Here is a 14,319-nt window from a genome sequence, read left to right as displayed (position 1 = left end):
GGCCGGCGGTTACTCAGGCTTCTGGTAACTGTCGATCACTTCCTGCGCCGCGCGGAACGCATCGATCGCCGCCGGCACGCCGGCATACACCGCGCAATGCAGCAGCGCTTCGCGGATCTCATCGACCGTGCAGCCATTGTTCAACGCACCGCGCACGTGGCCCTTCAATTCCTGCGGGCACTTCAACGCGGTCAGCGCGGCGAGGGTGATCAGGCTGCGGGTTTTCAGCGGCAAACCTTCGCGATTCCACACGCCGCCCCAGGCGTGTTCGTTGACGAAATCCTGCAACGGTTGGGTGAACTCGGTGGCGTTGCCCAGCGCGCGGTCGACAAACGCGTCACCCATTACCTGGCGGCGGACTTCAACCCCGGATTTCTTCGATTCGGTCATGGCACATCCCTCTTGTGGTGTTGGCGGCGCCAGGCGCGCACGGACGTAAAAAACAGAAACGTCAGCAGCGTCGGCAGCACATAAAACAGCATCAATCGTTCAAGCTTGCCGGCCAGTGGCATGCCGGTGGTGAACGACACCACGTGCAGCCCGTACGCCAGATACAAACCCAACAGCAGCAAACCTTCGGCCCGTGTCACGCGATAACCGGAATAGAACACCGGCAGGCACAGCGCGGCGACGCCGAGCATCACCGGCAGGTCGAAATCCAGTGCGTTGGGTGACACCGACAGCGGCGTCGGCGCGATCAGCGCGGTGAGGCCCAGCACCCCAAGCAGGTTGAACAGGTTGGCGCCGATCACGTTGCCCACTGCGATGTCACGCTGACCGCGCAGCGCGGCGATCAGCGAGGTGGCGAGCTCCGGCAGCGAGGTGCCGACCGCGACCACGGTCAGACCGATCACTCGCTCGGAGAACCCCAGGTCGGTGGCGACGACCACAGCCGCACCCAGCAATAGGTGTCCGGCGAACACCAGCATGCCCAGACCGCCGACAATCATCAGCAGGCTGGTGAACCACGGCGCCTGCGGATCGTGCGGTTGATCGGAATGCGGGCGGGTAGAGTGCCGCGACTGGCGCAGCAGTAATCCGAGATACAGGGCGAGGGCGCCGAGCAACAGAATGCCGTCGAAGCGCCCGAGTTCTTCATTCCACGCCAGCACGAACACCAACAGGCTCGCGCCGATCATCAACGGGATGTCCAGGCGCACCAGTTGCCGCGACACCCGCAGCGGGATGATCAGCGCCGACAGGCCGAGGGTGACAAGAATGTTGAAAATGCTGCTGCCGATCACGCTGCTGACGGCGATGTCCGGCGTGTGCGCCTGCACGGCTTGCAGGCTGACGGCCATTTGCGGGGCGCTGCTGCCGAGGGCAACGATCGTCAGGCCGATGATCAGCGGTCGTACATGCAGGCGCGCGGCCAGGCGCACGGCGGCGCGCACCATCAGCTCGGCGCCGGCGATCAGCAGGAACAGCCCGCTGAGCAATTCGATCACGCTGATCAGGGGTAAGTCGGTCAGTCCGAAAATGGTGGACGCTCCATCAGTCGTCGAGGGCCTGCACCCGAACCCGGGCGGTTCCACTGCGCAGCATACCGAGCTGTTCGGCCGCCGCACGTGAAACATCGATCAGACGGCCACGGGTGTGCGGTCCGCGGTCGTTGATGCGGACCACGACGGATTCATCGTTTTTCAGGTTGGTGACCTTCACCCGCGTGCCGAAGGGCAACTGGCGGTGGGCGGCGGTCAGGGAATTCTGGTTGAACGCTTCGCCGCTGGCGGTGCGTTTACCGTGGTGCTTGGCTCCGTAATAGGAGGCGACGCCGGTCTGGTCGTAACCGTGCGGGTCGATGACATCTGTGCTGGCGCAGCCGGCCAGCAAAGAGAGCAGGGCGCAGGCGCCGAGCAGACGTTTCATTCAAAAGCTCCCAAGTGATCGTTCCCACGCTCCGGCGTGGGAATGCACCCCCGTGACGCTCTGCGTCACACCGCAATGGACGCGGAGCGTCCGAGGCGGCATTCCCACGCAGAGCGTGGGAACGATCCTCGGGCGCGGGACCATCGTCAGCCTTCGAGCTTGCTTTTCAGCAGTTCGTTCACTTGCTGCGGGTTGGCTTTGCCTTTGGAGGCTTTCATGGCCTGACCGACGAAGAAGCCGAACATCTTGCCGCGCTTGGCTTCGTCTGCCGCTCGGTATTGCTCGACCTGCTCGGCGTTGGCCGCAAGCATTTCGTCCAGCACCGCCGAGATTGCGCCGGTGTCGGTGACTTGCTTCAGGCCGCGTTTTTCGATGATCTCGTCTGCGCTGCCTTCCCCGTTGGCCATCGCTTCGAACACCACCTTGGCAATCTTGCCGGAGATGGTGTTGTCCTTGATGCGCTGCAGCATGCCGCCCAGTTGCTCGGCCGAAACCGGCGAATCCTCGATGTCCAGGTTCTGCTTGTTGAGCAGGCTGCCCAACTCGACCATCACCCAGTTCGCCGCCAGTTTGGCGTCGCCGCCGATGGCTGCGACTTTCTCGAAGTAGTCCGCCTGCTCACGGCTGGTGGCCAGCACGTTGGCGTCGTAGGCCGACAGACCGAAAGCACTCTGGAAGCGCTCGCGTTTCTGCGGTGGCAGCTCCGGCAGGGTGGCGCGCACGTCGTTGAGGAACGAGTCCTCGATGACCACCGGCAGCAGGTCCGGATCGGGGAAGTAACGGTAGTCGTTGGCTTCCTCTTTGCTGCGCATCGGACGGGTTTCGTCCTTGTTCGGATCGTACAGACGGGTCTGCTGGATCACTTTGCCGCCGTCTTCGATCAGGTCGATCTGACGCTGGATCTCGGAGTTGATCGCCTTCTCGATGAAGCGGAACGAGTTGACGTTCTTGATCTCGCAGCGGGTGCCGAATTCAACCTGGCCTTTCGGACGGATCGACACGTTGCAGTCGCAACGCAGCGAGCCTTCGGCCATGTTGCCGTCGCAGATGCCCAGGTAACGTACCAGCGCGTGGATCGCCTTGACGTAGGCCACGGCTTCCTTGGCGCTGCGCATGTCCGGCTCGGACACGATTTCCAGCAGCGGTGTGCCGGCACGGTTCAGGTCGATGCCGGTGGCACCGCTGAATTCTTCGTGCAGGCTCTTGCCGGCGTCTTCTTCCAGGTGCGCGCGGGTGATGCCGACGCGTTTGACCGTGCCGTCTTCCAGCGCAATGTCCAGGTGACCCTTGCCGACGATCGGCAATTCCATCTGGCTGATCTGGTAGCCCTTCGGCAGATCCGGGTAGAAATAGTTTTTACGGGCGAACACGTTGTGCTGACCGATCTCGGCGTCAATCGCCAGACCGAACATCACCGCCATGCGCACAGCTTCCTGGTTCAGCACCGGCAGCACGCCGGGCATGCCCAGGTCGATCAGGCTGGCCTGGGTGTTCGGCTCGGAGCCGAACGTGGTGGAACTACCGGAAAAGATTTTCGACCGGGTGGTGAGCTGGGTGTGAATCTCCAGCCCGATCACGACTTCCCATTGCATGTGTGTCTCCTCAGAAGCCGGTTGGGGTGCGGGTGTGCCAGTCAGTGTTCAACTGATACTGGTGGGCAACGTTCAACAGGCGACCTTCCTGGAAATACGGCGCGAGCAGCTGTACGCCAACCGGCAGACCGTCGACGAAACCGGCCGGCATCGACAGGCCCGGCAGGCCCGCGAGGTTGGCGGTGATGGTGTAGACGTCTTCCAGGTAGGCAGCGACCGGGTCGCTGTTTTTGGCGCCGAGTTTCCAGGCCGGGTTTGGCGTGGTCGGGCCGAGGATGATGTCGACTTCATTAAAGGCAGCCATGAAGTCGTTCTTCACCAGGCGACGGATCTTCTGCGCTTTCAGGTAGTAGGCGTCGTAGTAACCGGCGGACAGTGCGTAGGCACCGACCATGATCCGGCGCTGCACTTCGGCACCAAAGCCTTCGCCACGGGAGCGCTTGTACAGGTCTTCCAGGTTCTTCGGATCTTCGCAGCGGTGGCCGAAGCGCACGCCGTCGAAACGCGACAGGTTGGAGGAGGCTTCTGCCGGGGCGATCACGTAGTACGCAGGAATCGCGTGCTGCATGTTCGGCAGGCTGATTTCCTTGATCACGGCACCGAGCTTCTGCAGCTCTTTGATGCTGTTCTGGATCAGGTCGGCGATGCGCGGGTCGAGACCGGCGCCGAAGTATTCCTTTGGCACGCCGATGCGCAGGCCTTGCAGCGAACCGTTAAGACCAGCGGCGTAGTCTGGCACTGGCTCATCGATGCTGGTGGAGTCGTTCGGATCGAAGCCGGCCATACCTTGCAACAAAATCGCGCAGTCTTCGGCAGTGCGAGCCAATGGGCCGCCCTGATCGAGGCTGGAGGCGTAAGCGATCATGCCCCAGCGCGACACGCGACCGTAGGTCGGTTTCAGGCCGGTGAGGTTGGTGAATGCAGCTGGCTGACGGATCGAACCGCCGGTGTCGGTGGCTGTCGCAGCAGGCAAAAGACGAGCGGCAACCGCCGCCGCCGAACCACCGGACGAGCCGCCCGGTACGTGTTCCAGGTTCCACGGGTTTTTCACCGCGCCGTACCAGCTCGACTCGTTGGCCGAACCCATGGCGAATTCGTCCATGTTGGTCTTGCCCAGGGTCACGGTGCCGGCGGCGGCCAGCTTCGACACCACGGTGGCGTCATACGGAGCCTTGAAGTTGTCGAGCATCTTCGAGCCGCAGCTGGTGCGAATGCCCTGGGTGCAGAACAGGTCTTTGTGGGCGATCGGCGCACCCAGCAGGGCGCCGCTCTCACCATTGGCCCGGCGCACGTCGGCGGCTTTCGCCTGCTCGAGGGCCAGCTCTTCGGTGAGGCTGATGAAACTGTTGAGCTGCGGATCGAGCTGGGTAATGCGCGCCAGCAGGACTTTGGTCAGCTCTTCGGAAGAAAACTTTTTATCGGCGAGACCGCGGGCGATCTCGGCCAGAGTCAATTGATGCATTGCAGGCTCTTTCCCTTTAGTCGATGACTTTCGGAACCAGGTACAGGCCGTTTTCGACCGCTGGTGCGATGGACTGATAAGCCTCGCGGTTATTGCTTTCGGTCACGACGTCGGCGCGCAGGCGCTGACTGGCTTCCAGCGGGTGGGCCAGCGGCTCGATACCGTCGGTATCGACCGCCTGCATTTCGTCGACCAGCCCGAGAATGCTGTTGAGGGCCGAAGTGATGTGTGGAAGATCGGCGTCATTAAGGCCAAGGCTGGCCAGATGAGCGATTTTTTCCACGTCGGAGCGTTCTAGCGCCATCGGGTTTCTCCAGTGGAAAACAGGACGGACGGCGTCCGTGTGTTAGATTGTCGGAACACTACCGCACTTCTACGGTCATAAGGCCGCGATTGTGGGGCTTGGTGCACAGAAAAGCGGCCAATTTAACATATTGGCGCCTTGCCCAAAATCCCTGTCGTTGTTAGAGTTTGCCGCACTTTTTTACCCACGCGTTGCCTAGGGTCCCTTTCCCATGTTCAAGAAACTGCGTGGCATGTTTTCCAGCGATCTTTCCATTGACCTGGGCACTGCCAACACCCTTATTTACGTGCGCGAGCGCGGTATCGTCCTGAATGAGCCATCGGTTGTGGCCATTCGGACACACGGTAACCAGAAAAGTGTCGTCGCTGTCGGCACCGAGGCCAAGCGCATGCTCGGCCGTACGCCGGGCAACATTGCTGCCATTCGTCCGATGAAGGACGGCGTGATCGCCGACTTCAGCGTCTGCGAAAAGATGCTGCAATACTTTATTAACAAGGTTCACGAAAACAGCTTTCTGCAGCCCAGCCCTCGTGTGCTGATCTGCGTTCCATGCAAATCCACCCAGGTTGAGCGTCGTGCCATCCGTGAATCGGCCCTTGGTGCCGGTGCCCGTGAAGTGTTCCTGATCGAAGAGCCGATGGCCGCTGCGATCGGTGCCGGCCTGCCGGTTGAAGAAGCTCGCGGCTCGATGGTCGTGGATATCGGTGGTGGTACTACCGAAATCGCGCTGATCTCCCTGAACGGTGTGGTCTACGCCGAATCCGTACGCGTTGGCGGCGACCGCTTCGACGAAGCGATCATCACCTACGTGCGCCGCAACTACGGCAGCCTGATCGGCGAATCCACCGCCGAGCGCATCAAGCAGGAAATCGGCACGGCCTATCCGGGCGGTGAAGTTCGCGAAGTCGACGTTCGCGGTCGCAACCTGGCCGAAGGCGTTCCACGCGCATTCACCCTGAACTCCAACGAAGTGCTGGAAGCTCTGCAAGAGTCCCTGGCAACCATCGTTCAGGCCGTGAAAAGCGCCCTGGAGCAATCGCCGCCGGAACTGGCTTCCGACATCGCCGAGCGTGGCCTGGTGCTGACCGGCGGTGGCGCGCTGCTGCGTGACCTCGACAAGCTGCTGGCCCAGGAAACCGGTCTGCCGGTGATCGTTGCCGAAGATCCGCTGACCTGCGTTGCTCGCGGCGGTGGCCGTGCACTGGAAATGATGGACAAGCACACCATGGACCTGCTCTCCAGCGAATAATCGCCGGGTGCAATACGTGGGTGAGCGCACAGGCAGCACTTTGCAGTGCTGCCTGTTGGCGTTTATCTTCTGTCAGTCTTCATCCAGGCCGGTTTGATGCCGTATGAATAAACAGAACATTTGCCTGGGAGGAGCGGCTTATTAAACCGCTTTTCGCCAAGGGCCCCTCACTGGGCGTGCGCTTGTTGGTGCTGGCCGTACTGTCGGTCGCGCTGATGGTCGTTGACGCGCGCTTCAGCCTGCTTAAACCTGTACGCAGCCAGGCCTCGCTGGTGCTGATGGATGCCTACTGGATTACTGACCTGCCCGGACGGTTGTGGGAAGGGATCGCCAGCCAGTTCGGCAGTCGCACCGAGCTCGTCGCCGAAAATGAAAAACTCAAGTCGGAGAACCTGCTGTTGCAGGGTCGCATGCAGAAGCTTGCCGCCCTTACCGAGCAGAACGTCCGTCTGCGCGAGTTGCTCAATTCCTCCGCGCTGGTCAACGAGAAGGTCGAAGTGGCCGAGCTGATCGGCATGGATCCCAACCCTTTCACCCATCGCATCATCATCAACAAAGGTGAGCGTGATGGCGTGGTGCTCGGTCAGCCGGTGCTCGATGCTCGCGGTCTGATGGGGCAGGTGGTCGAACTGATGCCGTACACCTCCCGTGTGCTGCTGCTGACCGACTCGACCCACAGCATTCCTGTGCAGGTAAACCGAAACGGTCTGCGGGCGATTGCCAGCGGCACCGGTAACCCCGAGCGTCTGGAACTGCGCCACGTGGCGGACACTGCTGACGTCAAGGAAGGCGATCTGCTGGTCAGCTCCGGCCTGGGTCAGCGTTTCCCGGCCGGTTATCCGGTGGCGACGGTCAAGGAAGTGATCCACGATTCCGGCCAGCCATTCGCCATTGTTCGCGCCGTGCCGACCGCCGCACTGAACCGCAGCCGTTACCTGTTGCTGGTGTTCAGTGACAACCGCACCGCGGAAGAGCGTGCCAACGATGCTGCGCAGGCTCAGGAAAACCTTGATGCCTTCGGTGGCGGTCCGGTGATTCCGTCTACGGTGCCGAAGATCGTCACCCCGCCTGCCGCAGCTGCGACTCCTGCCACGGCGGCGTCGCCGGCTGCGCCTGCTGCCAGCACTACACCGGCCAAACCCGCTGCAAGCAAACCGCCTGCAGCCACACCAGCGGCCAGCAAACCACCGGCGAATCAGCCGGCGGCTCGACCAGCGGTCAAACCGCCTGTCACTGCGCCGGCGACCACCGGGAGGCAAGAATAATGGTCGGGGCTACCGCATCGCGTAACGGCTGGATTGTCTGGCTGACATTTATTGTCGGCATTCTGCTCAGCGTATCGCCACTGCCCATTTTCATGGAAATCCTGCGCCCGCTTTGGCTGGCCTTGCTCCTGACTTTCTGGGCTTTGTATTTGCCGCACACCGTCGGCATGGTCACAGCTTTCTGCCTGGGATTGGCCGAAGACGTGCTGCAGGGCGATCTGCTCGGTCAGAATGCCTTGATCCTGACTTTGATCACGTTCCTGGTGCTGTCATTGCAGCAGCGCCTGCGAATGTTCCCGATGTGGCAGCAGAGCCTGGTGATCCTGGTGATCTTCGGCCTCGCCCAGCTCGTACAACTCTGGCTCAGTGCCTTGACCGGCAACCGTCAGCCGACCCTCGCGCTGGTCCTGCCGGCACTGGTCAGTGCCTTGCTCTGGCCTTGGGTCAGCTTCGCTTTGCGTGGATTGCGCCGGCGCTACAAAATCAACTGATTCGGTCAGGCATGGGCCCCCACCGGTGCCATGAGGCAGGGCACTCAACAGGGAGATGTTTGGATGAAGCCGCTTTACCTCGCCTCAGGATCGCCGCGTCGGCGTGAGTTGCTCACGCAGATCGGCATCCCGTTTACCGCCATCAGCGCGGATATCGATGAAACCCCTCTCGCCAATGAATCCCCATCGGCCTACGTCGAGCGCCTGGCGCGCGGCAAGGCCGAGGCCGGGCGGCGCACCTTCGCTTCCGACGTAGCGTTTTGCGTACTGGGCGCCGACACCGCCGTGGTGCTGGACGGCAAAATTCTTGGCAAACCGGTGGACGAAGCCGACGCATGCGCCATGCTGATGATGTTGTCCGGCAAGGAGCATGAAGTGCTGACGGCGATTGCCGTGCTCGACGGCGAGCGCTGCGAGTCGCGGGTGGTGCGCAGTCTGGTGCGGTTCCGGTCGATCAGCCGCGAAGAAGCTGCCGCCTACTGGGCCAGCGGCGAACCCCGGGACAAGGCGGGTGGCTACGGCATTCAGGGGCTCGGCGCGGTGTTCGTTGCCAGCCTCAATGGCAGTTACTCGGCGGTCGTCGGCTTGCCGGTGTGCGAAAGCGCAGAACTGCTCGGCCATTTCGGCATACCCTGTTGGCAAACCCTGAACGCGCAATGAGCGTCGAACGGACAAGATGCGGCCTTTATCGTGAACATGCCTGAACGAGACCCTGCCATGAGTGAAGAGATTCTGATCAACATCACGCCGATGGAATCGCGCGTGGCGGTGGTCGAAAACGGTGTGCTGCAAGAAGTGCACGTCGAGCGTACGCAAAAACGCGGGATCGTCGGCAATATCTATAAAGGCAAGGTGGTGCGGGTCCTGCCGGGCATGCAGGCGGCATTCGTCGACATCGGTCTGGATCGTGCAGCCTTCATTCATGCTTCGGAAATTTCCCTGCGCGAAGGCCCGGCGGTAGAAAGCATCAGCGCTCTGGTGCACGAAGGCCAGAGCCTGGTGGTGCAGGTCACCAAGGATCCGATCGGTTCCAAAGGTGCGCGCCTGACCACGCAACTGTCGATCCCGTCGCGCTATCTGGTGTACATGCCGCGCACCGCCCACGTCGGCATTTCTCTGAAGATCGAAGACGAAGCCGAGCGCGAACGCCTCAAGCAGGTGGTCAGCGATTGCGTGGCCAAAGAAGGCATCAAGGAGGCCGGCGGCTTCATTTTGCGTACCGCCGCCGAAGGTGCCGGGGCCGATGAGATCCTCATGGACATCCGCTACCTGCGCCGCCTGTGGGATCAGATCAACGAACAGATCAAGACCATCGGCGCACCGAGCGTGATTTACGAGGACTTAGGCCTGGCGCTGCGCACCCTGCGCGATCTGGTCAGCCCGAAGATCGAGAAGATCCGCATCGACTCCCGGGAAACCTTCCAGAAAACCACGCAGTTCGTCGCCGAACTGATGCCGGAAATCGCCGATCGTCTGGAACACTACCCAGGTGAACGACCGATTTTCGATCTGTATGGCGTCGAAGACGAAATCCAGAAAGCCCTGGAACGCAAGGTTCCGCTGAAGTCTGGCGGCTACCTGGTGATCGATCCGGCGGAAGCCATGACCACCATCGATGTGAACACCGGGGCGTTCGTCGGTCATCGCAACCTTGAAGAAACCATCTTCAAGACAAACCTCGAAGCGGCGACCGCGATTGCCCGGCAGATGCGCCTGCGCAACCTGGGCGGGATCATCATCATCGACTTCATCGACATGGAAGACGAAGAGCACCAGCGTCAGGTGCTGCGCACCCTGGAGAAACAACTGGAGCGCGATCACGCCAAGACCAACATCATCGGCATTACCGAGTTGGGCCTGGTGCAGATGACGCGCAAGCGCACCCGCGAAAGCCTCGAGCAAGTGCTGTGCGAACCGTGCAGCAGCTGTCAGGGCCGGGGCAAGCTGAAGACCCCGGAAACCATTTGCTACGAGATTTTCCGCGAGATCCTGCGTGAAGCCCGGGCCTATCAGGCCGAGGGTTATCGGGTGCTGGCGAACCAGAAAGTCGTGGATCGCCTGCTCGATGAAGAGTCCGGTAACGTGGCCGAACTTGAAGGTTTCATCGGGCGCACCATACGCTTCCAGGTAGAAACCATGTATTCCCAGGAACAATATGACGTGGTGCTGCTCTGAACCCCTGCGTCACCCTTTTCCTGAAACGGCTGGCCTCAGCTTTTTGCAGTATTTTTGCCATGGGAGCCAACTGACATGGAACGTCTGACACGCATTTTGGCCGCACTGACCCGCTGGGGTCTGGGCCTGTGCGCGTTGGTTCTGGTATTGATGGCGTTGTACGTCAGTCTTGGCCGGGAACTCACGCCACTGGTGGCCGAATACCGCACCGATATCGAAGACAAGGCCAGCGCCGCCCTGGGTCTGCCGCTGCAGATCGGCGAGTTGGAAGGCAACTGGAGCGGATTTGCACCGATCCTGCTGGCCCACGATGTGATGGTCGGCAGCGGCGCCAATGCCCTGCGCCTGGATCGGGTGCGTGCAGTGCCTGATCTGTGGGCCAGCCTGATGGCCCGCGAAGTGCGCATCGCCCATCTTGAACTCAACGGTTTGAAGATCAGCCTCAAGGAAGGCGAGGACGGAAAGTGGGCGCTGGAAGGCTTGCCGGTGCAGCAGGATCAGCCCATGGATCCCGAGCAACTGTTCAACCGCATGCAAATGATTCAGCAACTGTCGGTGCTCGACAGCCAAGTGACCTTGCAGCCGCGGGAGCAGGCACCGCTGACCTTCACGTATGTCGGCCTCAATCTCAAGACCGGCACCAGCCGCCAGCGCCTCGATGCACGATTGACCTTGCCTGACGGCCAGCCCGTGGCGCTTAGCCTGCGCACGCGGATTCGTCCGAGTCAGTGGCAGAGCAGCGAAGTGGAAGGTTATGTCAGCCTGCCGCAGAGTGACTGGTCGAAATGGCTGCCCGAGCGCCTGACCCAGCAATGGAATTTCTCCGAGATCAAGGCCGGCGGCGAGCTGTGGGTCAACTGGCGCGAGGGGGCGTTGCAGAGTGCTGCGATCCGCCTCAATGCGCCGCAACTGACCGGTGCCTACGCCGAACGCAAGCCGATCCAGATCAACAATCTGGCGCTCAACGGCTATTTCCAGCGCGGTCCCGAGGGGGCCACTGTCACGTTTGATTCGCTGGCGATGAATTTCGGCGAAACCCGTTGGGAATCGCATGTGCAGATCAAACAGACTGCCGCCACCGACAAGAACGAAGAGCTCTGGCATCTGCAGGCCGACCGGCTCGACCTGACCCCGATCACTCCTTTGCTCAATGCCCTCGGCCCGTTGCCCCAAGGCTTCGCCACCGTGGTCGAGCGCCTGAAAGTCACCGGCGGGCTGCGTAACGTGCTGCTGGATTTCCGGCCGAACGCCACCGACGACAGCAAATTCGGCTTTGCCGCCAACCTTGATCAAGTCGGCTTCGACGCCTACCACGGCGCGCCCGCGGCACGGAATGTCAGCGGCAGCCTTACCGGCAATCTCGGCGGCGGCGAGCTGCGCATGGACAGCAAGGACTTCGTCCTGCACCTTGATCCGATCTTCGCCAAGCCATGGCAATACATTCAGGCCAACGCCCGGTTGACCTGGAAGCTCGATAAAGAAGGTTTCACTCTGATCGCACCGTACCTGAAGGTGCTCGGCGAGGAAGGCAAGATTGCCGGCGACTTCCTGATCCGCCTGCATTTCGATCACAGCCAGGAAGACTACATGGACCTGCGGGTCGGCCTGGTGGATGGCGACGGTCGCTACACCGCCAAGTACCTGCCGGAAGTCCTGAGCCCGGCCCTCGACGAGTGGCTGCGCACGGCGATTCTCAAGGGCGCGGTAGATCAGGGCTTCTTCCAGTATCAGGGTTCGCTGAACAAGAACGCCGGGGAAGCGGATCGCAGCATCAGCCTGTTCTTCAAGGTGCACGACGCCGAGCTGGCGTTCCAGCCGGGCTGGCCGCACGTGAGCAAGGTCAGCGGTGACGTGTTCATCGAAGACAGCGGTGTGCGGATTCTCGCCAGCAAGGGCCAATTGCTCGACACCCAGGTCAGCGATGTCTTCGTCAATATTCCCCATGTGCCGAGCGGCGAGCACAGCCATATGTTCCTCGACGGCACCTTCGCGGGTGGGTTGGGCGATGGCCTGAAGATTCTTCAGGAAGCACCGATCGGCACCGCCGATACCTTCGCTGGCTGGGAAGGCGCGGGTGATCTGCAGGGCAAGCTCAAACTCGATGTGCCGTTGGCCAAGGGCGATCAGCCGAAAATCCTCGTCGACTTCAAAACCGCCAATGCGCGATTGAAGCTGGCGGAGCCGAAGCTCGAACTGAGCCAGCTCAAGGGTGATTTCCGCTTCGACAGCGCCAAGGGCCTGAGCGGGCAGAACATCAGTGCCCGGGCCTTCGACAAACCGGTCACTGCGCAGATCTTCGCCGACGGCGGCCCCGGCAAACTCAAGACCCGGGTGGCGGCGTCGGGGCAGGTCGAGGTCAAGAAACTCACCGACTGGCTGGGCGTGACTCAACCGTTGCCGGTGTCCGGGACTGTCCCTTATCAACTGCAATTGAATCTGGACGATGCCGACAGCCAGTTGATGGTCAGTTCAAGCCTGAAGGGCGTGGCAGTGGATCTGCCGGCGCCGTTCGGCATGGCGGCCGATGTCGGGCGTGACACTGTGTTCCGCATGACGTTACAGGGGCAGGAGCGGCGTTACTGGGTCAACTACGATCAACTGGCCAACCTCACCTTCGCCGCGCCACCAGGCAATTTCGCCGATGGCCGTGGCGAGTTGTTCCTTGGCGCCGGCGAAGCGGTGTTGCCGGGTAACAAAGGCTTGCGGATACGCGGCGTGTTGTCCGAGCTGGATGTCAAACCCTGGCAGGATCTGCTGGACAAGTACGCCGGCCAGGATCCAGGCGGCAACGCCAAGCAGTTGCTCAGCAGCGCGGACTTCAAGATCGGCAAGCTTACGGCTTTCGGCACCACGCTGGATCAGGCGGCAGTGCAGGTTAATCGCAAGCCCGGCGCCTGGGCTTTGGCCCTCGACAGTCAGCAGGCCAAAGGCACGGCCGGCATTCCCGACGCCAAGGGCGCGCCGATTGCGGTGAACCTGCAATACGTGCGGTTGCCGGCACCGGACCCTACGGTGCAGGCCGACGAGAATGCGCCGGACCCGCTGGCCTCGGTCGATCCGAGCAAGATTCCGGCGCTGGATATCACCATCAATCAATTGTTCCAGGGCCAGGATCTGGTCGGCGGCTGGTCGCTCAAGGTTCGGCCGACCGCCAAGGGCATCGCCCTGAACAACCTCGATCTGGGCCTCAAGGGCATTCTTTTGCAGGGCAGTGGTGGCTGGGAAGGAACGCCCGGTGCCACGAGTAGTTGGTACAAGGGGCGGATCGGCGGCAAGAACCTCGCCGATGTGCTCAAGGGCTGGGGTTTTGCGCCGAGCGTGACCAGCGAAGAGTTCCACATGGATGTCGACGGCCGCTGGCCGGGCTCGCCGGCGTGGCTGGCGACGAAGCGCTTCTCTGGCACCCTCGATGCGTCGCTGAACAAAGGCCAGTTTGTTGAAGTGGAGGGCGGTGCACAGGCATTGCGCGTGTTCGGTCTGCTCAACTTCAACTCGATTGGCCGGCGTTTGCGCCTCGACTTCTCCGACCTGTTCGGCAAAGGCCTGAGCTATGACCGGGTCAAGGGATTGCTGGTGGCTAACAACGGCGTGTATGTGACGAGAGAACCGATCAAGTTGACCGGGCCTTCGAGCAACCTGGAACTGGACGGCACGCTGGATCTGGTGGGCGACAAGGTGGATGCCAAATTGCTGGTGACTTTGCCGGTGACCAACAACCTGCCGATTGCCGCGCTGATTGTCGGCGCGCCGGCGGTCGGCGGCGCATTGTTTCTGATCGACAAGCTGATCGGCGATCGCGTGGCGCGGTTCGCCAGCGTCAAATACACCGTCAAAGGCCCATGGAAAGAGCCTAAAATCACCTTCGACAAGCCTTTTTGAACAGCCAGCCCCTGAACCGATGGAGTAGCATGG

12 protein-coding genes are annotated in these 14,319 nt (G+C 61.6%); 6 read left to right on the top strand and 6 right to left on the bottom strand.

Going from position 1 to position 14,319, the window contains the following annotated elements:
* Nucleotides 1-9: 9 nt before the first annotated feature.
* The 6 genes from C1X29_RS07715 to gatC form a co-directional block, all read right to left on the bottom strand.
* Nucleotides 10-390 (bottom strand): carboxymuconolactone decarboxylase family protein, encoded by a 381-nt coding sequence (locus C1X29_RS07715; protein WP_011332452.1) that lies wholly within the window; start codon nt 388-390, stop codon nt 10-12.
* Nucleotides 387-1,448, bottom strand: a complete 1,062-nt coding sequence (locus tag C1X29_RS07710) for a calcium/sodium antiporter (protein WP_085746915.1) — start codon at nt 1,446-1,448, stop codon at nt 387-389. Before C1X29_RS07710 ends, C1X29_RS07715 begins: the two co-directional genes overlap by 4 nt.
* Nucleotides 1,449-1,494: 46 nt before the next feature.
* Nucleotides 1,495-1,869, bottom strand: coding sequence for a septal ring lytic transglycosylase RlpA family protein (locus tag C1X29_RS07705; RefSeq protein WP_011332454.1), 375 nt, complete (start codon nt 1,867-1,869; stop codon nt 1,495-1,497).
* A gap of 146 nt (nt 1,870-2,015) precedes the next feature.
* The gene (gene gatB / locus C1X29_RS07695; RefSeq protein ID WP_102686864.1) at nt 2,016-3,461 is read right to left on the bottom strand and encodes an Asp-tRNA(Asn)/Glu-tRNA(Gln) amidotransferase subunit GatB; all 1,446 of its coding nucleotides are present in this window, start codon (nt 3,459-3,461) and stop codon (nt 2,016-2,018) included.
* 10 nt (nt 3,462-3,471) lie between these two features.
* Nucleotides 3,472-4,923, bottom strand: a complete 1,452-nt coding sequence (gatA, locus tag C1X29_RS07690) for an Asp-tRNA(Asn)/Glu-tRNA(Gln) amidotransferase subunit GatA (RefSeq protein WP_102686865.1) — start codon at nt 4,921-4,923, stop codon at nt 3,472-3,474.
* A gap of 16 nt (nt 4,924-4,939) precedes the next feature.
* Nucleotides 4,940-5,227 carry an Asp-tRNA(Asn)/Glu-tRNA(Gln) amidotransferase subunit GatC gene (gatC, locus tag C1X29_RS07685; RefSeq protein ID WP_085698446.1) on the bottom strand — a complete coding sequence of 96 codons (288 nt, stop codon included), beginning with the start codon at nt 5,225-5,227 and terminating at the stop codon, nt 4,940-4,942.
* A gap of 211 nt (nt 5,228-5,438) precedes the next feature.
* Here gatC and mreB point away from each other — a divergent pair, with 211 nt between their 5' ends.
* From mreB to C1X29_RS07655, 6 genes are all read left to right on the top strand, one after another.
* Nucleotides 5,439-6,476, top strand: a complete 1,038-nt coding sequence (mreB, locus tag C1X29_RS07680) for a rod shape-determining protein MreB (protein WP_002555108.1) — start codon at nt 5,439-5,441, stop codon at nt 6,474-6,476.
* A 140-nt stretch (nt 6,477-6,616) separates the two neighbouring features.
* Nucleotides 6,617-7,741 carry a rod shape-determining protein MreC gene (mreC, locus tag C1X29_RS07675; RefSeq protein ID WP_085746918.1) on the top strand — a complete coding sequence of 375 codons (1,125 nt, stop codon included), beginning with the start codon at nt 6,617-6,619 and terminating at the stop codon, nt 7,739-7,741.
* The gene (gene mreD, locus C1X29_RS07670; RefSeq protein ID WP_064593386.1) at nt 7,741-8,232 is read left to right on the top strand and encodes a rod shape-determining protein MreD; all 492 of its coding nucleotides are present in this window, start codon (nt 7,741-7,743) and stop codon (nt 8,230-8,232) included. The genes mreC and mreD overlap by 1 nt, the downstream gene beginning before the upstream one ends.
* A 63-nt stretch (nt 8,233-8,295) precedes the next feature.
* Nucleotides 8,296-8,892 carry a nucleoside triphosphate pyrophosphatase gene (locus C1X29_RS07665; protein ID WP_102686866.1) on the top strand — a complete coding sequence of 199 codons (597 nt, stop codon included), beginning with the start codon at nt 8,296-8,298 and terminating at the stop codon, nt 8,890-8,892.
* 57 nt (nt 8,893-8,949) lie between these two features.
* Nucleotides 8,950-10,407, top strand: coding sequence for a ribonuclease G (rng, locus tag C1X29_RS07660; RefSeq protein WP_007953605.1), 1,458 nt, complete (start codon nt 8,950-8,952; stop codon nt 10,405-10,407).
* A gap of 75 nt (nt 10,408-10,482) precedes the next feature.
* Complete coding sequence (locus C1X29_RS07655) at nt 10,483-14,286, top strand: YhdP family protein (protein WP_102717161.1); 3,804 nt, start codon at nt 10,483-10,485, stop codon at nt 14,284-14,286.
* Nucleotides 14,287-14,319: the final 33 nt, after the last annotated feature.

The organism is Pseudomonas sp. GW456-12-10-14-LB2, assembly GCF_002884345.1.
In the GTDB taxonomy this organism is placed as follows: Bacteria; Pseudomonadota; Gammaproteobacteria; order Pseudomonadales; family Pseudomonadaceae; genus Aquipseudomonas; species Aquipseudomonas paraglycinae.
This window is presented reverse-complemented; position numbering and strand designations above follow the sequence as displayed.

Coding starts and splice junctions, on each gene's coding strand:
- C1X29_RS07715 (WP_011332452.1), bottom strand. CDS start 390: ATGACCGAATCGAAGAAATCCGGGGTTGAAGTCCGCCGCCAGGTAATG.
- C1X29_RS07705 (WP_011332454.1), bottom strand. CDS start 1,869: ATGAAACGTCTGCTCGGCGCCTGCGCCCTGCTCTCTTTGCTGGCCGGC.
- gatB (WP_102686864.1), bottom strand. CDS start 3,461: ATGCAATGGGAAGTCGTGATCGGGCTGGAGATTCACACCCAGCTCACC.
- gatA (WP_102686865.1), bottom strand. CDS start 4,923: ATGCATCAATTGACTCTGGCCGAGATCGCCCGCGGTCTCGCCGATAAA.
- gatC (WP_085698446.1), bottom strand. CDS start 5,227: ATGGCGCTAGAACGCTCCGACGTGGAAAAAATCGCTCATCTGGCCAGC.
- mreB (WP_002555108.1), top strand. CDS start 5,439: ATGTTCAAGAAACTGCGTGGCATGTTTTCCAGCGATCTTTCCATTGAC.
- mreD (WP_064593386.1), top strand. CDS start 7,741: ATGGTCGGGGCTACCGCATCGCGTAACGGCTGGATTGTCTGGCTGACA.
- C1X29_RS07665 (WP_102686866.1), top strand. CDS start 8,296: ATGAAGCCGCTTTACCTCGCCTCAGGATCGCCGCGTCGGCGTGAGTTG.
- rng (WP_007953605.1), top strand. CDS start 8,950: ATGAGTGAAGAGATTCTGATCAACATCACGCCGATGGAATCGCGCGTG.
- C1X29_RS07655 (WP_102717161.1), top strand. CDS start 10,483: ATGGAACGTCTGACACGCATTTTGGCCGCACTGACCCGCTGGGGTCTG.